Origin of the sequence: Eisenbergiella tayi (assembly GCF_001881565.1) — a bacterium.
Taxonomy (GTDB): domain Bacteria; phylum Bacillota; class Clostridia; order Lachnospirales; family Lachnospiraceae; genus Eisenbergiella; species Eisenbergiella tayi.
Map to the genome: position 1 here is coordinate 222,214 of NZ_MPDJ01000005.1, position 20,526 is coordinate 242,739.

The window sequence follows — 20,526 nt, forward strand, 5'->3', positions numbered from 1 at the left end:
CAGGGGACACGGCGGCGCTCACTCAGAATTTTTATCTACACCCTCAATTCTTCATGCCGGAATATGCCATGGCGTCACTTACCTTATTGCTGAAAAAAATGTATAGAATAATAACAGGGAAGCTGGCAATGACCAGCGATGCCCCCACAGGTCCCCAATCGGTGGAAAACTGTCCATAAAAACCGGCCAGACCAAGAGGAAGGGTTTTCAGTTCATTTTTGGTAATCAAAATCAGCGCCAGACTGAATTCATTCCAATGAGACATAAACTGGTAAATGACAAGAACCGATATTGCCGACTTCATCTGAGGCAGAATAATACTGAAATAAGTCCTCATAAATCCTGCCCCTTCCATATAAGCGGACTCTTCCAGTTCCATGGGAAGGGTGAGGTAAAATCCGTAAAGCACCATGACCCCGAAGGGAAAACTCAGAGCCGTATACGGGATGATCAGCGACCATAATGTATTGGTCAGATGAAGATTCTTCACCATCACCACCAGGGGTGTCATAACAGCCTGAATTGGTATAAACATCCCCGCCATCACCAGGGAATGAAGAGCCTTCGTAGTACGCACTCTCACTCTTGCTACCACATAAGTGAAGGTAAGACAAAACAGTATCCCGAAAAACATAGCGGCAAGAGATACCACAATACTGTTCCTGAAATAAAGCGGAATGTCAAACTGCGTTACAGCCTTCACGTAATTGCTCCACTGAGGTACAATGGGCGGCCCGAAAGGATTAGTTACAAAAATTTCTTCATTATTTTTCAGGGAATAAAAACCCATCCAGATGACAGGATAAAGACAAATGACTGCATAAACAATCATAACGATATATACAAGAAACCACGCAGGCTTAAAACTTCTTTTTTTATTTTTCATTATCTGATTCCTCCCTTTCGTGGCCTGTATCTAATATTGTCCGTCAAACCGTTCCGTAAGCTTGTTAATCCCCAGCATCATCCCGACACAGATGATTACAATAACCACTGCAATAGCGCTGCCATATCCATATTTCTGAAGGCCAAACAATGCTTTATACATCATAATAGGCATGGTATAGCTCGAATTGCCGGGCCCGCCTCCTGTCATCAGAAAGATCATCTCAAATGCCCGGAAGCCATAGGTGATACACATTACCACACATACCTTTATTGTAGGAATGGTCAGCGGAAGCGTAATATTAAAAAACTGCTGCCGCTTATTTGCACCATCAATATAAGAAGCCTCATAATACACATCAGGAACATTTTTCATAGCCGCATAAATAATAAGCATATGATAGCCCATTCCTTTCCAGGACTCAGCCAGAACAATAGCTATCACACCTTTTACCGGCTCATAAAGCCAGTTTTGTTCCCAGTTAACCCCCAAATGCCTGGCAAGCTGGTTAATGAGGCCGAAATCTCCATGATATACGGAAATCCACAATTGTGCCACCACCGATACGGACAGCAGCACAGGGAAAAAATATACATCCTTAAAAAAACGTCTGCCCTTTATATTAAAATTAGCCAGGAAAAAGGCAAATAAAGTCCCCAAACCGATCTGATAAACCGTTAGTACGCCGGAATATAACAGACTGTTCCGTATGGAAACCTTCAGATCTCTTGACGTAAAAAGCCGTTTAAAGTTATCCAGTCCCGTAAATACGGCCTCGTTCACTCCATCCCATTCCGTAAAGCTCATAGCTGCCGATTCCGCCAGTGGTATGACAATAATCAGACAAAACAGAATAATTACCGGAGCCGTAAACAGAAACATTGCCGCCTTCTTTTTTCGAAATAACGGATTCATTTCCTCACCCTTTCCTTTATGGATAAGGGGGTACAGTATGTTCCTGTCCCCCTCCCGGTGTCTCTTCTTATTGACCAAGCGCTTCAGCTATCTGTTCATCCAGATCCGCAATGAAATCTTCCGGTGTAATCAGTCCGGTCAGAAGCAGTTCACAGGTATCTTCCAGTGCCACTATCAGTTCCTGATTATTCAATGACCATTCAAATTTTGTGGTAGACTGAATTTTATCCAGATTGTCCGCATAATGCTGATAGGATTCCGCCCGCGCTTCCAACGGTTCCATTTTTTCCTTCAGTACGCTTAATGAACCAAGTTCCGCATTGGCAATATCCCTTGCTTCCAGAAAGCTTAAAAGGACTTTCTTGGAATATTCCGCATATTTGCCTTTGGCACTTACGGCATAGCCGCCCATGGATCCTGTACCGCCGGACTCTGTCCAGTGCGTTTCCTCCTCTTTGCCTTCATCCGTAAAAGGATTATACTCAAAATATCCTATTCTGTCGCCATAACCGCCTACAGCCGCGTCATTGAAAAACCAGCTTCCATTAATAAGCATACCTGCCTGTCCGGTTTCCACCAATTCAAAGGCCTGGCTTGCATTAGTATTCAGTGCGCCCTTGCCTATTAAGCCCATTGAGGTCAGTTCACTCAGCTTTTTGGCTGCTTCCAGATATTCCGGATCCGTAATTTTCGTGCTTCCGTCTTCCAGTCCTGTAAGACCCAAAGGCTGTCCCTCTGCTACCACGGCCATATCAAACATCTGAAGCCCCGGCCATTTCTGCTGGGCAAACAATGCCAGCGGGATTATGCCGTCCGCATTCAGTGCTTCTACCACGGCCTTGAATTCCTCATAATTTTTAGGTTCCGCCAGTCCCAGCCTTTCGAATACTTCCTTATTGTAGAATACTTCACAGCATTCCGGAACTGTGGAGCTGATAGCATAAAAATGGCCATCCGGCGATTTCTTTACATCAAAATTTCCATCCAGATATTTATCAAAAAAACCTGCGTCTTCAATGGCAGAATCTAACTCCGCCAGATCTCCTGATTTAATCAGAATATCTGTAAGCTGTCCGGTACATTCGAAAATATCCGGCAGTTCTCCCACTGCAGCCCTTGTCTTAAGTACACTGCCGTCAGAATCCGTCCTGTGTTCAATATTGATCTTCAGATCCGGATAAGTCTCCTTCATGATTTCCAGCGCTCTGTCTACCTGTGCAATGGCGCTGTCTGCATAATAAGTATAAATGGTCAGTTCTGTGGGAACCTCTCCGATGTCTGCCTGGGCTTCAGCTCCCGCAGGCTTTTCTCCCTCACTCTGTGCTTCCTCACTCGCCGTCCCGGTCTGGACCGGTTTGGATTTTTCTCCCTTCGCTGCCCCGCCGCAGCCTGTCAGTATTGTGGAAAGAGCTAATCCCACCGCCAGAACCTTTGCTGTCAGTTTTCTTTTCATACCTTCTCCCTTCTGCACATATGTGCCCTACCTGCCGGAATAAATGAAAAAACATACTCTTCATATGTACTCCGGTACCCTTTTTCTATGTGGCTTCATTTTAGCAAAATCACTGACTGCATAAAATGGATTCAGCGTGCCTGGGATGGAATATTTGTGCTTCTCCATTTCCTCTTTGTTTTAAGCTGATATTTCGGATCTCGTCTTTTGGGACATATAAAGGAACCGGCCCTATACCTTTTTAGATATAGGGCCAGCTTTTCTTCCAAACAGTATTAATTTTCTGCAGTTCCGAATTTCATAACAAGACATTCTTTATTATAAAATGCAATGCCATAACAGATGACGCTCCGATATCCTTTCACGAACTCTGCTGCATATCTTCTGTCATCAATCTGCCTTACCGCATCGCGGCACCCTGTTTCCAGTAAGTCCCGAGAATCAGAACGCTTCGCTTCTATAATCATAACCCGCCTGCTGCTTCGATCCCTGACAACTATGTCTGTCCGTCCGGTTCCATGCTCTTTGTTGGATTCCACATAATATCCGGCACCTGTAAACACACCGGCAATAAATGCATGATAGAAATCTTCTTTATAATCATGGTAGCTGATAGTATTAAAAAGTAAATCCGAAAGAATAACCGTAGCCTTTTGTGCATTTCCTTCCCACATGGCCCTGAACAGTTCACTGCGGTCAACAGTTGCCACTTTCGCATGAAACCATTCCACCACCGTCTTTCTGAATATCAGCTTCACTTCTTCGTTTGGAATTTTAAGCAGAAATTTGCCATTTTCCACCGGCGCACTATTCTTCAGCGAAATTGGGGCTGCCTGCGTTAAATATCCGGTTAAATATAACAGGCTCCACAAATTGGACTCTGAAGAATGAAGAGTATCGTAAGTCAAATTTTGTTCAATGGGTTCCTCTATACAGTCTCCGCCCAATAAAGCTTCAAACTTATCATTGACTGCCAAATCCTGACGTTCTTCACTGTTTGCAAGTTCAATAAATACTCGCAGTATCCCATTATGGCTGGTATCCTCCCAATAGCTCTTCGGCTCCGTATCCGGATTATCCTGAAGCGCATTCACATGATTCAATACATCCCATGGACAATAAATATCAATGGAACCGAAACGGTATCCATTATACCAATATTTTATTTCATCAAAATGCTTGCCATACCCTGTATCCTGCAGCAGTTTATGGACATCTTCCTCTGTAAAACCGAAATATTCGTTAAAACGTTCCCCAGTAATTGTATCAGACACAAAGTTATTGGTTCCTGTGAAAATACTCTCTTGAGCAATTCGCAGACACCCTGTAATTACAGCAAATTTCAGGAACGGATTTGTTTTTAAAGTCTTCCCTAACAATCCCCGCACAACGTTAAGCATATCGTCATAAAATCCATTTTCGCTTGCTTTTGCAAGCGGAACGTCATACTCATCAATTAACACAATTACCTGTTTTCCAAAATAAGCCTGCATCATGCGCATCAGAATATACAGGGCATTCTGAATATCAACGGAATCCGCTTTCTGGTACCGGATCTTATTAAAAAGTTCCGCATCTGCCGAATCCACCTTATTGCTTTTCAGCAAATAAGTATGTTCTTTATACAAATCTGAAATATTTACAGCCAGTTTTTTCGTTGCCTGATCAAATGTTTTATCATCTACTTCTTTCAGTGACAAAAAAAGAACAGGCCATTGATTCTGCCATTTTCCGCATATTTCTTTGTATTTTTCAATATGCAGGCCGGAAAACAACTTCCTGGTATCTTTACGGATATCAAAAAAGCTGGCCATTGTATCCATCGCCAGTGTTTTACCAAAGCGTCTTGGTCTGGTAATCAGATTGACCTCAAACGTTTTTCTCAGCAGTTCTGCTATGATTTCTGTTTTATCAATATAATAATATCCTTCTGTACGGATTTTTTCAAAGCTGTCAATTCCCAACGGAAACACAATATTACTCATATACTGCACGCACTTCCTTTCCGTTCCATGCCCTCCGGCTGCAAATACACCACAATATATCCCCTGTCTTTCCTTAGAGTTTACCATGGCATCGCAGGTTTATCAAGCGGCGCTGATGTACGGGTGTCGATGTCCGGGCCGGTCCGGATTGTTGCCAGTCAAATCCCCGTGGGAATAATACTTCCTTCAAACACATTTATATCTTCTTCTTTCTCCGGAACAGCATTTTCACAAGTTCCCACACCGTCCCCTTCTTCTGTTCATACCTCTTTCCGTCCTTCACCATATATTCCGCACAGAATTCCCCAATCTCCCCCGGCTCCGCCCGGCAGAAATCCTTTTTCATCACACAGAAATCCGCTTTCTTCCCCACCTCAAGCGTCCCGCTGTCCTTCTCCTCCCCAAGCATCCTGGCAGGTTCCCGGGTATAGGTGCACAGAGCCTGATAAGGCGTGAGGGACTGCTGCGGCAGAAAGAACTCCACCATGCCAAGCATCTGCTCATAGGGATTCATGGACTGTACCGGAGAATCGCTGGATCCGCAGATGCACACACCGGCCTCCGCCAGCTCCTTCAGGGGAATCTGCTGCTCTGCCTTTTCCTTCGGCAGGAACTGCTCATAGCTTTTCAGGTACCGTTTGTCCAGCCAGGAAAATCCAGGCTGGACCGTAAGCGCCACCGGAAGCTTTTTTATCTTCTCCACCGCTTCCCGGGAGGGGAATTCGAAATGATCAATACGTGACAATGGGGCACCCGCGCCATCCTGCTGTCCTGCATTCTCTTTTTCTGCCTGTTCATAGCAGTCCACTATCTGGTCAATGGCCGCTTCACCAATAGCATGACTGGAAAGCTGGATTCCCTTTTGCCTGGCTTCCTTTACCTTGCTCAGAATCAGACTTTTCTCATAATAGCAATGTCCCTTTTCTCCCGTGTCCCGGAAGGGTACATAAAAAGCGGCGCTGTGCGAGCCTACCGAACCATCAAGCTCCCAGCTTCCGCATCCTCCTGCCCTGGGGTACTTCTGAAGCCTGCGGAAGGGCCGCGCGCGTTCCAAATCCAGATACTGAGGGAACAGGCGTACATCAATATCCATCCGGGATGCGATAAAAGCCAGCAGCCTGGTAAGAATATCATTTTTAACATCTTCATTTCCGTCCATGGCGCATACACGGCTGATTCCGTAACGGGCGCAGAGATTGGAAAAATTGGCAATCCCCCGCGCAAGCACTCCCGGGGTGACGGAGGCTGCGATGAGATTGGTCACCTTTCCCTGCATAAATTCATGCTCTTCGCCGGAGAACCTCCCGTCATGCCCCTCACAGGACAGGCCCAACTTTTTCATCAGCGCTGTGGAAATACAGCTGCTGTGCCCGTCAATATTATAGATGATCATACATCTGCCGCCGGTCCATTCATCCAGTTCATGACGGTCCGGAAGTCTCTTTTCCTTCATGGCGGAAAGAATATACTGGTTTGCTGAAATAATTTTCTGTTTGGGATGAGAACGGCAGTAATCCCTGACCCTGTCTTCCACTCCGTCCATGCTGTCCGGCACAATTCCCCCGTCTGTCACCTCACACAGATTAAAGCTGGAGACCGCAAGAATCATGGTATAAAGCAGATGCACATGAGAATCGGTAAGCGTCGGAAAAACATGCATTCCTTCCAGATCGACATAACGGTCATAGCCCTTCAGAGTCTCTTTCTCTGTGCTGCCTGTAAAAATAATCCGGTCTTCTTCTATTCCCAGCGCCGTAAAGGTTTCCTGCTCTTTGCGCATGGTATGGATTGTTCCGCCATAATATAATGTTTTCATTTTATATCTTCACCACATTTCCAACCGCCATCAGAACATAGGCGATTATAATCAGAATCTGCATCCATCCGCCGCTCCATCTTCCAAGCAGCGAATCCCCCGGTTCCCGGGATGCCTTCCGGAATGCAGGCACCACCAGGAGGGCGATGAGGATAGCGATAAGCCCGCCGGCCAGTCGCATGAATTCCATGAAGCCTCCAAGCCCCGCAAAAGTAAGGGCCAGGGACGGCAGCGTGGCAATCACCCAGCAAAGCCTTCTTGACAGCTTCAGCTGTTCTTCCACAATGTCCGCCAGCGCAAGGGAAATAGACCAGTAGGTCGTAAGCATCGCCAGAATGGTAAACAGGGAACCCACCATTTCCGCCCAGCTGCCGATTCCCTTACTCCAGCCAATCATGGCAACCTCCGTCACTTGTGCAGAGGAAAGCAGAGCGCAGACCGTGATTACCGTAATCAGGATAAAATTATTGAGAAGCCCCAGAAATACGGCCTTTCGTACTTTTTTCCCATCTCCGCCCAGGCCCGATACCGCCTGCGGCACGGAAAAGAACGCGGAAAAAGCAAACATGCCCATGCCGAAATAGGCCAGTCCTTCCGTTATACTGCCCGCTTTAACGGGAAGGGGATTTTGAATGTGAAGCATGGAAAAACAGGCCAACAGGCCGACCAGAAGGAAAATAACCCCTACCGCCAGTTTTTCACTCACTCCCACCGCTTTCAGCCCAAAGAGAACCACACTCGCGGCGGCAGCATAGAACAACAGCCGGGAAAGCCACAGGGATATCCCCAGCAGTTCGCTTATAATTTCCGCCGCCCCGGATATGTAAGCGGCCAGATTGGTAAAGAGCACCAGTGCCATTATCACGAAAAAGGCCAGTGTCAGCACCTTTTTATATTTTCCCTGAAACAGATATCTGGAAAAGACTTCAATAATCTGCGAGCCTCCGCCGCTCTTTACGGCCAGCTCCGCTATCATCACATGAAGGATGAAGCTTGCCAGAAAAGCGGCTGCCAGAATGAGAAGGCTCATGAGACATCCGTTCCTTTGGGCAAGATAAGGCATTGCCATCACTCCCCCGCCGATTCCATAACCGGTAATAATACAGGCGCTTTCCACGATAGTCAATTGTTTGTTTTTCATTTTCTTTCCCTCCGCATACTGTTATAAATTGTAACATCGGGGGAGTAGAAATAACAAGAAGGAATGAAGAAATAAAAAAAGAATGGCATATCTTTCTGCCATTCTTTCCTTTTTCCACGCAAACCCTTTTTCTTCCATGATGCTTACGCCAGTTTTCCGCACTTACATCTCTTTTTTTTCTCCCCAGCCATTTCTGTCCACAAATACACGACAAGCCATACCACGCAATGTACGGATAACAGCAGGATATATACTGCCGGAAAGCTTCCTCCTTCCAAAAGCTCCATGATTCCCCGGAATGCCGGAACTGATGGAACAAGACAGACCAGACCGCTTCCCCTGCTGCCCGCCGGCAGCAGCAGCCAAAACAGAATCGGCGGAGCAATAAACCCGATCATCACCAGTTTCAGAAGCCCAATCCCCGCCATCAGCCCTTCTGCCGCCCTTCCGGTAAACGCTCCGGCAAGAGACGCCAGAAATGCCGATAAAAGAATGACCGCCGTCAGCCCCGGCAGCTGGATCATGCACAAAGGCCTTATACAGACAAGGGCGGTCAATCCGGCCGAAAGGATTCCTCCCAGCAGGCCCACAGCGATTTTTTGAAACAGATAAACCAGCCTGGAACGGGGAAGAACGTCATTTACTAAAATGGTTCCATCCTCCTTTTCCCCCAGAATATTCATGGCGCTGAAGGTACCTCCCATAAACATGGCGGTCACCATAATTATGGAAATAAACAGATTTTTCAGCCCGGTATCTCCCTCCGGTACTGCCATGCTTACTGATACCGTACTATTCCTGTCTCTTTCCTCATACAGCAGCGGCAGTCGGTCGGCAAGCTTTTGTATCATTTCAGGCTCATCCCCGGCACGGGTAACAGAAATTCCTCCTCCCTGCTGCCGGATTCCCAGCACGCTGGTGGATGGCTCCAGCACAGCTTCCCTCAATTCTTCCTCCGACAGATACTCCTTCACCGTCCCCAGTCCTTCCAGCCAGTCCCGGATTTCCGGCGAAGTTAAGTTCTCATTCACCACACCGAATTCCGGCTCCGCCAAATCCAGCAAGTCCACATCCCCCAGAAAATTCAGCGCAATCCCCGCAATTACGGGCAGCAGAAAGGAAAGAATGCACATCTTATCCCGCACACAGCTTTTCAGCTGATACCAAATTCCACATCCCATGCCCTCATCCCTCCTTTTTCATTTCTGAATTCCAGGCATACAATGAAAGTCCAAAAAGTGCGGCCCATGCAAGCAGGCAGGAAAACAAATATAATCCGCCGCCCGCCTTTCCTTCAAAATAAGCCTGCTTCATGCCTGCAAAAATCCGGTATGCCGGATTGTATTCCATCCATTTCCATTCCACGCCAGTCTGCCCAACAAGAAACACCGGCGTACAGATAAAAATAGCCAGGCCGAGGTAAAACAGGGAAAACTGTTTAAAATCCGACAGCCACAGCGCACATAAGAAACCGATCAGAGCCATGATACCCGATAATATTCCCGCCTGTACCAGCACTGCCGGAAGCCCCTGTAAAGAAGCCGTCATTCCCAGATTGAGCACGGTAAACACGATAGTAAATATAAGATCAGCCGCCAAGCATGCGGAAAGCTTGGAAATCAAAAAGACCGGCCGTCTCACAGGAATAGCCGCATAAAGTTTCATTACGCCCATCTTTTTCTCTTTAAAAAGCAGGGCTGCCACTCCGAGAAATCCCACCGCCGTCAGTTCAAAATAAAGGAACTCGCAGGTTATTTCCCTTCGCTGTTTCATCTCCTTATCATTATTTCCTATGATCTCCGCGGGCTCCGGCTTCTCATCTGTAAGCAGGGAAAGGGCATAAGCGACGCGAACCGCATCAAGCTCCCTGCTGCCGCTGCTTTTTAAAGAAAGCGAGGGACTTCCCCCTTCCATCAGGATTCCCACCCCATAAGCATCCCCGCATTTTTCCTCCAGTTCTTCCCTGGAGGATACCGCCTCTATTTCCGGTGATGCCGTAACCGCCGTTCCCTCCGGATTATAAAGATACACAGGAAAAATAGCCTGATCCGTTTTTACATACACCAACTGGATATAGCAGGTATAAAGGAGCAGTGAGACAAAAGCCAGCAGGAAAAAATGTCCCGAAGCCATCAGCCGGATATCCTTCCAAAGAAACGCCTTCCACTCTTTTTTCATCCCGTAAGCCCCCTTCCGGTCGTTTTCAGAAATACCTCCTCCAGGGTGGGTTCCTGGGAATGAATACTCACAATATCCTCAGGAAAGGTCAGCCCCAGCTCTTCCAGGGTGAAATCCCGCTGCACCCTCTCCCCGTCCTTACGGTATACCACCTGCACTGTTTTTCTGCTGTACCTCTCCTTCAGACTTTCCGGTGTGTCCAGGGCCGCAATGCTTCCTTCCGCGAGAAATGCCACCCGGTCGCAGAGCAAATCCGCGTCCAGCATATTATGGGTGGTAAGAAAAACCGTAGTCCCTTTTTTCCTTTCCTCTTCGATGATCTCCCGGAACAGAACAGCGCCGGAGGGATCCAGGCCGCTGGTAGGCTCATCCAGAAAAAGGATATCCGGATTCCCCAAAAGCGCCCTGGCCATGCTCACCCGCTGACGCATTCCCTTGGAATAAGAAGCCACCGGCTTCTTCAGATAATCCATTTTAAATTCCAGGCGTTCCAGAAGCGGCATGATATCCCGCCTCCTTTCCCGGGAATAAAAGGAAGAAAAAAACTTCAAATTATCCAGAGCGCTCAGATTCGTATACAGATACGGGAATTCAAACAATACCCCTATTTCCTGGTAAAATACCTTTCTGTCCGTCTTATCCGGCGTTTTTCCCATCAGTCTCACTTCCCCCTGATAGCCTCCCTGAATACCGGTAAGGATCTTCTGGGTTGTGGACTTCCCCGAACCGTTTGGGCCGAGGAAGCCGAATATCTCACCTTTTTCCACCTCAAAATCCAACCCTTTCAGCGCCTTCCTGCCCTTCTCATAGGAAAAGACGAGATCCTTTACTTCTATCATTCCTCTTCCCCCCATTTCTTTTTCTTGTCGTCCGGTTTCCGCCTTTTCCCCCACCATCGCATAAACAGGACTTTAACTGCCAATATCACAGCCATCCCCGCAATAATCCCTGCCCACTGAATCCATCCCCATCCGCTTCCTATCATAACTGCCTCCTTTTTCTTTCAGAATCTGTTATAAGCTTCTGATAAAAGAATACTAACGGACAGCGAAATCCCCATGGGCGCCATGTGAAATCCGTGTGAAAATAACGCTTCCATTCTTCGGAGGTAATTTGTTCCACAAAAAAGCAGCCTGCCCTGCCTTAAGTGATACACTCAAGGTAAAAGACATGCTGCCATTTTTCATTTTTCCGTTTCTCAATCTTCGATTGGAGCAAAAAAGTAAAATTCCACCCCTTTTTCCCTGTTCCGAACCCCATACTTCCAGCCATGCAGTTCCAGTATTCCCGCCGCTATCGCAAGCCCCAGTCCGGCCCCCTCCGTACTCCGGCCTCCCACACGGTAAAATTTATCCCATACCCGGGGCAGATCCTCCTCCCGGATGCAGTCTCCCTCATTATAAACACCAAAACGTAAAAAGCCTTCTTCCTTTTCCAGAGTTATCCGCAGGATTCCTCCGGGACTCACATACTTCCTGGCATTGCCAATAAGATTATCCAGAACCTGCTCCATTTTTCCCTTATCCGCGCAGACCTGATACTCCATGGCAGGAAGCCGGTATTCCAGTTCAAATTCTTTCCATGGCAGATCCATCAGAAGCCTTCCGGCCTCTGTTTCCGTAAATTCCACAAAGCCGAAAAGCACAGGCGCAAGCTGTACCGCTCCGGCATCCATGGCCGACAGCTCCAGCAGGGAGGTTATCATGCGGTTCATCCGTTCCGTTTCCCCTATGATAACCTGGGCATACTGCTTTCTTTTTTCCTCTTCTCCGGTATCCTGCAGGCCTTCCGCATAGGCCCGGATAACACCGAGCGGCGTTTTCATCTCATGGGAAAGATTATCCGCCAGTTCCTTCCGCTCCGCCACCCTTCTTTTTTCCCGCTCCACCTCTGTCTCGAGACGGCCATTGATCGCCTCCAGCCGGGAAAGGGCATTCTCCAGGTTATCCGCCATCGTATTCAGATTCTGAGAAAGCATGCCGAACTCATCTGTGCTCTTCAGCTCACAGGGCCTGGAAAAATCCAGCCCCGCCATACGTCCCGCCGCTTCATTCAATTCATCCACCGGCCTGGTGATAAAACGACCCAGCAGGTAATCCACCAGCAGGATCACCCCCAGCATCAGCAAAAACCAGATAAGAAAAGCGGCATCCTGCCCCACCGGCAGAACCGATGTGAATAAATAAAAAAGTACAATGGTTCCTCCCGCCAGCTTGGAGAGGAAAAATACCCTTTTCCGGATAGTATGCATGCCGAAATTATCTCTGCACCAGTTCCTAAGCTTCATAGGCGCACCTCAAATTTATAACCGGAACGTATCAGCGTGACAATCCACTGCCCTTCGCTTCCCAACTTCTGCCTGAGCGTTTTGACATGTGTATCCACCGTACGGCTGTTTCCCGCAAAATCATATCCCCATATCCGATCCAGGAGCTGTTCCCTGGTAAAGACCATTCCGGGATGGCTTAAAAAAAAGAAAAGCAGCTCATATTCCATATGGGTAAGAGCCGCCTCCTGTCCGTCTACATATACCTTACGGGCGGAAGGCATCAAAGTGATTTTGCCGGCGCTTAAGGCCTCCGCCTCCAGTTCCCTGGCGCTTGTCCTGCGCAGCAGGGCATTCACCTTAGCCAGCAGCACCCTGGGGCTGAAGGGCTTCGTCATATAATCATCGGCTCCGAATTCATACCCCTTCAGCTTATCCTCCTCCGCCGCCCTGGCCGTCAGAAGAATGATGGGGATCCCGCTCCGTTCCCTCACCAGCCGGCAGACTGTAAACCCGTCCAGATGAGGCATCATCACATCCAAAATCAGCAAATCAGCGCAATCCTCCTTCAAGAGGGCCAGCGCTTCTATCCCATCCTCCGCAGTCACGCAGCTATGCCCGCCCCGGCGCATATACTCCACAATAATATCCTGCATCTGCTTTTCATCTTCTGCCACCATGATTCTGGCCATAGCTGCTCCTATCCTTTATTCCCTGCAGAATTCTTCCTGATTATACCGGTAAATACAATTTCTTCCTGAACTTTTCGCACAATAAAGGGCCTTATCCGCATAACGGATAGCGTTTTCCCCCTTCTCCAATTCCCTTGTATTTCCCTTCCATATCCCTATACTTACCGTGACCTTTTTCCAGGGGGTATCCTCTCTTGGAATATTGGCCGAATCGATATGTTTCATCAAAGCCTCTTCCATCCGTGATTCTTCCCCGGGCTGTTTTGAAATCCGCACAAGAAGGAATTCTTCCCCGCCGTATCGGATTGCCGCCGTTCCTTCTATCTGCTCATACTCTTCCAGAATATCCGCAATTTTTTTCAGGCAAACGTCGCCTTCCAGATGTCCGTAGGTATCGTTATACTGCTTGAAATAATCAATATCCACCATGATCATTTCAAGATAACAGTCCTTATTTTGATATTCTTCAAAATGATCCAGAATCTTTTCCATTAAGTAACGCCTGTTATGCAGGCCCGTAAGCTGATCGGTAAAAGCCATCTCATGCAGCTTGTCATTTGCTTTCTGGATTTTCTTGTACTGCATGGAAATGATTTCCCTGTCCCTGAATTCCGCCTCCACGCTCCGGTTATATCGGATGGATATGAAAACAGAAAGAAAGGTTACAAAGGTCCCGTTTATTATATTGCCGAACAGGTTTTCCTTATTCACCCCGCTTACAACAAGGAGCACCACCACCACTCCCCAGTTAATTGAAAAAAACAAAATGCTTTCCAAAGGCTCCATCAGCAGGAGCGCCGCTATGGTTGGTATGAGGTAACAGTATACGCCGATGGTATTCCCTCCAAATTGCTCCAGCATGGTAATTCCTATGCACCAGATAAACAAAATACAGGTATAAACGCGTCTCAGTATAATAACCGAGTGAAACCTCCCCGATTTAACCAGATTTATATAGCCTGTCAGGAAAAAGCTCGTCGCTATCAGCAGCATGGAATACAGCGAAAAATATCCTATCCTCCTGGGTGATATAAAAGGGCCTCCCTTCCGAAAAGAAAAAATCAATATCATACAGGCCTGCATGGCTATAATGATACCCGCCATATTCCGCTCAATGCGAAACGCTTTTCTTGTATAATATTCCTCAAACCGTTCCTTCTGTTCCGGAAGAATTATGGGTTTCATAGTCTGTCTCAGCTTATCCCCATATTTGCTTATGTTCATGCACTGTACCTCATATATTGTATTTGCTTTCTTTCATGATTCCTTTACCGCCTGTCGTCTGCATCAAGGAGCTTACGCTGGGTTTTAAGGAGTTCCCTCGCCATAAGCAGAAGAAACCGCTGGGTTTCCGGAACCAGACAATTGAATATTTCCATGAATTCCTTTTCATAAGGAGAATCCAGAAACATGCCCCCTTCACCAGTAATAAACCATTTTTCATTTACATGAAATGCAGAGCAGATTACCTTCACATACTTATCAGACAACGGACGGTTTCCGTTTTCTATCATAGAATATGCGGTCTGTGTAATACCCAGATATTTGGCAAAGTCGGTCTGATTCAGCCCCAATTCCTTCCGCACTTCCTTTAAACGATGAATCATAAAATCCCTCCACATATGTTGTAATATTAAGTTATCACAAACAATATAATAAGGCAAGTTATAAAATCATTCCGCTTTTCCCATATTCTTTTACCATATCGCAGGTCATATCAATCATCTCCGCGCTATGGGCCGCCGATACAAACATGGCCTCAAACTGAGAGGGCGCCACATAAATCCCCTTTTCCAGCATCCATCCGAAATATCTGGCAAAAGCCGCGGTATCTGAGGTCATGACACTTTGGTAATCCCTCACCCTTTCTCTTGTAAAAAACGGGGAAAGCAGGGAGCCCACACGATTCACCGTAAGTCCGGTTTCCCGGTATGCCTCCTCCAGACGGGCCGCCGACTGATCGATCTGGGCATAGATTTCCGGATGGGCAATCAGCAGTTTCAGCATTTCCGTCCCCGCCGTCACCGCAATCGGGTTTCCGGACAGGGTTCCCGCCTGGTATACTGCGCCGCAGGGAGCCACGCAGGACATCACATCCCGGCGGCCGCCGTATGCCGCCAGAGGCATTCCCCCGCCCACGATTTTACCGAAGGTGGAAAGATCCGGCGTCACGCCGTAATAGCCCTGTGCCCCGCCGAGTCCCAGACGGAATCCGGTGATCACCTCATCAAAAATCAGCAGCGCCCCATATGCATCCGCCGCTTCACGCAGTGCGGCAAGGAAACCTTCTTCGGGAGGAACCACGCCCATGTTGGCCGCCACCGGCTCCACCACAATACAGGCTACCTGCCCCTCATTCTCTTCCAGTAATCTGCGAACCGATTCGATATCATTGTATTCCGCCAGAAGCGTCGCCGCCGCATAGCCCGCGGGCACGCCGGCGCTGTCCGGCACAGAGCCGGTCAGCAGCCCGGAACCTGCCTTGACCAGCAGGCCGTCGGAATGGCCATGATAACAGCCGGTGAACTTGATTATTTTTTCCCTTCCGGTAAAGCCCCTGGCCGCACGCACCGCACTCATTACCGCTTCCGTACCGGAATTGACAAGACGCATCATTTCCATAGAGGGGACGCAGGACTGTATCAGCTGCGCGAGCTCCACCTCTTTTTCCGTAGGCGCGCCGAAGGTCAGGCCGTTTTCACAGGCCTTCTGAACTGCCTCCACCACCGAAGGGACCGCATGTCCCAGGATTCCCGGCCCCCAGGAGCATACATAATCCAGATACCTGTTGCCGTCCGCATCATAAAGATAGGCGCCTTTCGCCTTTTCCACAAAAAAGGGAGTTCTTCCCACCGAACGGAAGGCCCTCACAGGACTGTTCACTCCGCCCGGCATCAGTTTTCCCGCCCGTTCAAATAATTCTTCTGATTTTGTCAATTTTGTTTCCTGCCTTTCCGTTTCGCACAGTGTCTATACTCTGATGCCGCGCTCCGCTTTATTCCCGCGGGGTATTTGACTCTGCCAGCCACTTCGCCATATCCAGCGCATGATAAGTGATAATAATTTTGGCACCGGCCCGTTTCATCGCCGTAAGATTTTCCGTCACAATCCGTCTCTCATCAATCCATCCGTTTGCCGCAGCCGCTTTTACCATGGAATATTCCCCGCTTACATTATAAACCGCCAGCGGAAGGCTTACCGTCATGGCCGCCTCCTTCAATACATCCAGATAGGCGAGGCCCGGTTTCACCATAACCACGTCCGCGCCTTCCTGGATATCGGAATAAATCTCACGCAGCGCTTCCTGCCCATTGGCGAAATCCATCTGATAGCTTTTCCTGTCCCCAAACCCGGGAGCGGAATGGGCGGCATCCCGGAACGGCCCATAATAGGCAGATGCGAATTTAGCGCTGTAGGCCATAATCGGGATATCCGTAAAACCGTTCTCATCAAGGGCTTCTCTGATTGCCGCAACCCGTCCGTCCATCATATCGGAAGGCGCTATCATATCCGCCCCGGCTTCCGCCAGGGTTACGGACATCGCTGACAGCAGAGGAAGGGTTTCATCATTCAGAATTTTTCCATCCTTTACCACACCGCAGTGGCCGTGGGAGGTATATTCACAAAGACACACATCCACGATACAATAAATATCGGGATAATTTTTCTTTATGTAAGCTACCGCTCTCTGGGTAATCCCGTCCCTGGCATAAGCCTGGCTCCCCATCTCATCCTTGCAGGCGGGAATTCCGAACAGAAGGACACCGGAAATACCGCTTGCCTTCACTTCTTCCATGATTTCTCCCAGACGGTCAATGGAATACTGATAAACTCCCGGCATGGAAGCCACCGGATTTTTTATATTTTCCCCTTCGATCACAAATATGGGATAAATAAAATCCGCGGGATGCAGCCTTGTCTCCCGCATCATGGAACGGATTGTCTCATTTTTACGAAGTCGTCTGAATCTTTGCATCCTGCTCTCCTTTTACGGCTCTTCCCGGGAAATTTACGCGTCTTTCCCCGTCCGTCTCGCTTTTTCTTCGTTTATTACACACCTTACCAATCCTTCGGTGGTAAACTCCTCTGCCACGAGTGTACCACCGGACAAAGGATTCCGCAATTGAATTTCCTGAAGCTTTCCGGCACATTTTTCCCCGATGCAGGCAATCGTTACCCGCTCCGGCAGCTCCGTCTTCTCTTCCAGCAGCCCATCCCGGAAGGTTTCCACGCCCGACGCGCTCCCAAAGAGCAGATAATCCGCTTCCGCCGCATTTCTGACCGCTTCCCTGCGCTTTTCCCTGTCCGCTTCCAGTTCATATAGGGGAAAATCCGTATAGGAAATTCCGGCCTGCTCCAGGTTCCGCGTCAGCTCCCGGCTCCCTTTATCTGCGCGGCAAATCAGTATCTTTTCCTCTTTTTCCGCCAGGGAAGCCACTAAATGCCCCAGATGATCCGCATCATAAACGGAAGGCATGGCATCCGCATAAAAACCATATTCCTCAAGGCGGCTTTTTGTACCCGGCCCGATAACGGCTATGCGCATTCCCGAAAGTGTTCTGAGATCTCTTTTTTCCTCCCGAAGCTTGCTGAAAAAATGCGCCACGCCATTGGGGCTGGTAAAGCACAGCCAGGAGTATCCATCCAATTCCGGAAGTCTCTCTTTTGTAGGAACGGCACGCAGAAAGCTGCAGTCGATCACACTTGCTCCCTGTTCCTTCAGCTTTTCAGCCAGACGGGCGGAAAATCCTTCCGTTCCGGTCACCGCGACGCGCAGGCCCGCCAGTTCTCCCTGCGCTGTTCCGGCAGAGAGAGAAAGAGCGGCCACTTCCCCGATGACTATGACCGCAGGCGGCTTAAGGCCGGCTTTTTCCACCGCCTCCGCCAGCGTTTCCAGGGTCGCGCGGACACTGCGCTGTCTGTCGGTGGCTCCATCCATGATCACTGCTGCCGGCGTATCCCCTCTTTTTCCCGCCTCCATCAGCTTTCCGGCAAGCTCCTTCAGGTGATGCATTCCCATCAGAATGACCAGAGTCCCTTCCAGGCTCGCCAGGGCCTTATAATCTATCGGCGTGAGGGACTCCTGCTTTCCTTCTCCTGAAACAGAGGAAGCGGTAAGAATCGTGACCATCCTGCTGCACTGCCTGTGCGTCACCGGAATTCCCGCGGATGCCGGTGCGGCAATGGCAGAGGTGATGCCCGGTATTTCCTCGCAGGCAATCCCTTCTTCCTGAAGCGCCAGCATTTCCTCGCCGCCTCTCCCGAACACATAAGGGTCTCCGCCTTTCAGGCGCACCACAACCTTTCCTTCTTTTGCCTTTTCCAGCAAAAGCCTGTTGATCTCCTCCTGAGGCATGGCCTTTCCGGCATACCTCTTCCCCACATTGATTTTTTCACATGACGAAGGCGCCTGTTCCAGCAGCTGTGCCGCCGTCAGGCTGTCATATAACACCACATCGCACCGGCGCAGGCACGCAAGGCCCCTGACCGTTATCAGATCCGCTTCTCCGCAGCCTGCGCCCACCAGATATACTTTTCCTTTTTTCTTCTCCATCAGAGTTCTCTCCGTATCTGTAAGGAAAGAGCGTCCGCCAGGGCCAGCCGCTCCTTCACTCCCCCTTCTCCCTGTACCTGACGGCCGCCATACATCACCGTCAGCCGGAACCTTTCCGTTTCTTCTGTTTTTTCTGTCACGCTGTATGCCGCAGCCGGCTGGCTGCAGTCCGCCTGCAGGACCTCCAGCACGCGCCGCTCCGCCTCAAAGGAAAGCAGGCTCTCCCTGTGGCAAAGCTGCGCTACAGCCTCCCTGTACTCCCAGTCCGACCGGCCTTCCACGGCAATAATCCCCTGACAGGCGGCGGGAAGAAAAAGGGACGGCTCCAGCGGAGTGAAGGAAAAACGCTCCTTTTCTTTCTCCATAATACCCAGACGGTCCAAACCGGCCTTGGCAAGAATAATCCCGTCATACTGGCCCGCTTCCAGCTTGGAAAGGCGCGTTTCCACATTTCCCCGGATCAGCTCCACCCGGGCCTGCGGGCAAAGCTCCTTTACATATAGCTCCCGCCGCTTGCTGCCGGTTCCGATAACAGGCCGGGGCGGAAGACTTGCAAAGCCCGCTTTTGCCCCCTCAGGCCCGGTCCCTTCCGAGCCTTTTTTTCTCACCTGTACCAGAACATCCCTGGCATCCGCTCTTTGGGGCACTGCCAGGATTTCCAGACCTTCCGCCAGACACATGGGAAGATCCTTCGCACTATGTACCGCTATATCCACTTTTTTTTCCAGAAGTGCCGCCTCCAGTTCGGAAACAAACAGCCCTTTGTCCCCGATTTCCCCCAGCGGCTTATCCAGGATTCTGTCTCCTTTGGTTTTTATGATCACCGTCTCAATCCTGGCATCCGGCAGGCACGCGCGCAGGGCGTCCGCCACCATTCCGGTCTGCACCAGCGCCAGCCGGCTTCCTCTGGTACCGATTCTGATTTCCGTCATCCTTTTCCTCCCTTTGCAGGCGCCGATGCTTCAAGAAGCTCTGCAAGATATGTTTCCAGCTCCGGTTCTTCCGCCTGGAAATCCCGCTTTCTGCAATAAACAAACAGAGCCTCCAGACATGCCGCCCTTCTTTTCTGTTCCGGCAGAAGCTCAAGCACCCTCTCCCTCAGCCTTCCCAGTATTTCTATGGTATTCCCCAGGCCCCCCGGCAATTCCTGTTCCATCGTTTTTCTTACAAAAGAAGCGGCGGCCGGGCTTTTTCCGTCTGTGGAAATTCCGACGGTCAGCGGCCCTTCCTGTATCAGCGCCGGGAAAAAGAAGCTGCACTTTTCCCTGTCATCCACCACATTCACCGGGATATGCCGCTCCCGGCACCAACCGGCCGCCCAGGCGTTGACCTCTTCTTTATCCGTAGCCGCAATGACAAAACAGGCGCCTTCCAGGTCTTCTTCACAGGCTTCCCTGTAAACAAAAGTCAAAGCCTCCCCCGAACGGGACAGCTGCTCCAGTTCTTCTTCGATTGCAGGTGCGATACAGGTCAAAACCGGCCCGAAAGGAAGCAGCTTCTCCACCTTTCTTGCCGCCACACGGCCTCCTCCGAGTATAACTCCCTTTTTTCCCCCGATTTCCATAAAAAACGGAAAATGTCCCATTATTTCCTCCCTTCCCGCAAAAAGCCGCCTCATGCATCCGCTTCCTGCAGGGTGT

19 protein-coding genes are annotated in these 20,526 nt (G+C 49.3%); all 19 read right to left on the minus strand.

Annotated elements, in window-relative coordinates:
* Positions 1-43: 43 nt before the first annotated feature.
* The 19 genes from BLA28_RS19135 to BLA28_RS19220 all read right to left on the minus strand — a co-directional run bounded on the left by BLA28_RS19135 (position 44) and on the right by BLA28_RS19220 (position 20,471).
* Entirely contained in the window at positions 44-886 is an 843-nt protein-coding gene (locus BLA28_RS19135) for a carbohydrate ABC transporter permease (RefSeq protein ID WP_009251687.1), read from the minus strand.
* A gap of 30 nt (positions 887-916) precedes the next feature.
* Entirely contained in the window at positions 917-1,801 is an 885-nt protein-coding gene (locus BLA28_RS19140) for a carbohydrate ABC transporter permease (RefSeq protein ID WP_025482660.1), read from the minus strand.
* Positions 1,802-1,868: 67 nt separating this feature from the next.
* The gene (locus BLA28_RS19145; RefSeq protein WP_069157622.1) at positions 1,869-3,254 is read right to left on the minus strand and encodes an ABC transporter substrate-binding protein; all 1,386 of its coding nucleotides are present in this window, start codon (positions 3,252-3,254) and stop codon (positions 1,869-1,871) included.
* A gap of 275 nt (positions 3,255-3,529) precedes the next feature.
* Complete coding sequence (locus BLA28_RS19150) at positions 3,530-5,239, minus strand: AAA family ATPase (RefSeq protein WP_069157623.1); 1,710 nt, start codon at positions 5,237-5,239, stop codon at positions 3,530-3,532.
* A 196-nt stretch (positions 5,240-5,435) separates the two neighbouring features.
* Positions 5,436-7,055 carry an amidohydrolase gene (locus tag BLA28_RS19155; RefSeq protein ID WP_069157624.1) on the minus strand — a complete coding sequence of 540 codons (1,620 nt, stop codon included), beginning with the start codon at positions 7,053-7,055 and terminating at the stop codon, positions 5,436-5,438.
* A gap of 1 nt (position 7,056) precedes the next feature.
* Positions 7,057-8,196 (minus strand): aromatic amino acid transport family protein, encoded by a 1,140-nt coding sequence (locus tag BLA28_RS19160; protein WP_069157625.1) that lies wholly within the window; start codon positions 8,194-8,196, stop codon positions 7,057-7,059.
* A 143-nt stretch (positions 8,197-8,339) separates the two neighbouring features.
* Complete coding sequence (locus BLA28_RS19165) at positions 8,340-9,377, minus strand: ABC transporter permease (RefSeq protein ID WP_069157626.1); 1,038 nt, start codon at positions 9,375-9,377, stop codon at positions 8,340-8,342.
* 4 nt (positions 9,378-9,381) lie between these two features.
* Positions 9,382-10,374: an ABC transporter permease gene (locus tag BLA28_RS19170; protein WP_069157627.1), complete on the minus strand. Its 993-nt coding sequence runs from the start codon at positions 10,372-10,374 to the stop codon at positions 9,382-9,384.
* Positions 10,371-11,213 (minus strand): ABC transporter ATP-binding protein, encoded by an 843-nt coding sequence (locus BLA28_RS19175; protein WP_069157628.1) that lies wholly within the window; start codon positions 11,211-11,213, stop codon positions 10,371-10,373. Before BLA28_RS19175 ends, BLA28_RS19170 begins: the two co-directional genes overlap by 4 nt.
* Positions 11,210-11,359, minus strand: a complete 150-nt coding sequence (locus BLA28_RS33845; RefSeq protein WP_169897270.1) for a hypothetical protein — start codon at positions 11,357-11,359, stop codon at positions 11,210-11,212. Before BLA28_RS33845 ends, BLA28_RS19175 begins: the two co-directional genes overlap by 4 nt.
* 213 nt (positions 11,360-11,572) lie before the next feature.
* A complete protein-coding gene (locus BLA28_RS19180) occupies positions 11,573-12,661 on the minus strand; it encodes a sensor histidine kinase (RefSeq protein ID WP_069157629.1) in 1,089 nt (362 codons plus the stop codon).
* Entirely contained in the window at positions 12,658-13,332 is a 675-nt protein-coding gene (locus BLA28_RS19185) for a response regulator transcription factor (RefSeq protein ID WP_044971199.1), read from the minus strand. The genes BLA28_RS19180 and BLA28_RS19185 overlap by 4 nt, the downstream gene beginning before the upstream one ends.
* A gap of 15 nt (positions 13,333-13,347) precedes the next feature.
* Positions 13,348-14,556, minus strand: coding sequence for a GGDEF domain-containing protein (locus BLA28_RS19190; RefSeq protein WP_069157630.1), 1,209 nt, complete (start codon positions 14,554-14,556; stop codon positions 13,348-13,350).
* A 44-nt stretch (positions 14,557-14,600) separates the two neighbouring features.
* Positions 14,601-14,939, minus strand: a complete 339-nt coding sequence (locus BLA28_RS19195) for a helix-turn-helix domain-containing protein (RefSeq protein WP_069157631.1) — start codon at positions 14,937-14,939, stop codon at positions 14,601-14,603.
* A 58-nt stretch (positions 14,940-14,997) separates the two neighbouring features.
* On the minus strand, positions 14,998-16,269 hold the full coding sequence (gene hemL / locus BLA28_RS19200; RefSeq protein WP_071699288.1) for a glutamate-1-semialdehyde 2,1-aminomutase: 1,272 nt from the start codon (positions 16,267-16,269) through the stop codon (positions 14,998-15,000).
* 58 nt (positions 16,270-16,327) lie between these two features.
* Positions 16,328-17,308, minus strand: coding sequence for a porphobilinogen synthase (gene hemB / locus BLA28_RS19205; protein WP_069157632.1), 981 nt, complete (start codon positions 17,306-17,308; stop codon positions 16,328-16,330).
* A gap of 33 nt (positions 17,309-17,341) precedes the next feature.
* Positions 17,342-18,886, minus strand: a complete 1,545-nt coding sequence (cobA, locus tag BLA28_RS19210; RefSeq protein WP_069157633.1) for a uroporphyrinogen-III C-methyltransferase — start codon at positions 18,884-18,886, stop codon at positions 17,342-17,344.
* Entirely contained in the window at positions 18,886-19,818 is a 933-nt protein-coding gene (gene hemC, locus BLA28_RS19215; RefSeq protein WP_069157634.1) for a hydroxymethylbilane synthase, read from the minus strand. The genes cobA and hemC overlap by 1 nt, the downstream gene beginning before the upstream one ends.
* Positions 19,815-20,471, minus strand: a complete 657-nt coding sequence (locus tag BLA28_RS19220; protein WP_069157948.1) for a precorrin-2 dehydrogenase/sirohydrochlorin ferrochelatase family protein — start codon at positions 20,469-20,471, stop codon at positions 19,815-19,817. Before BLA28_RS19220 ends, hemC begins: the two co-directional genes overlap by 4 nt.
* Between the last annotated feature and the right edge of the window lie 55 nt (positions 20,472-20,526).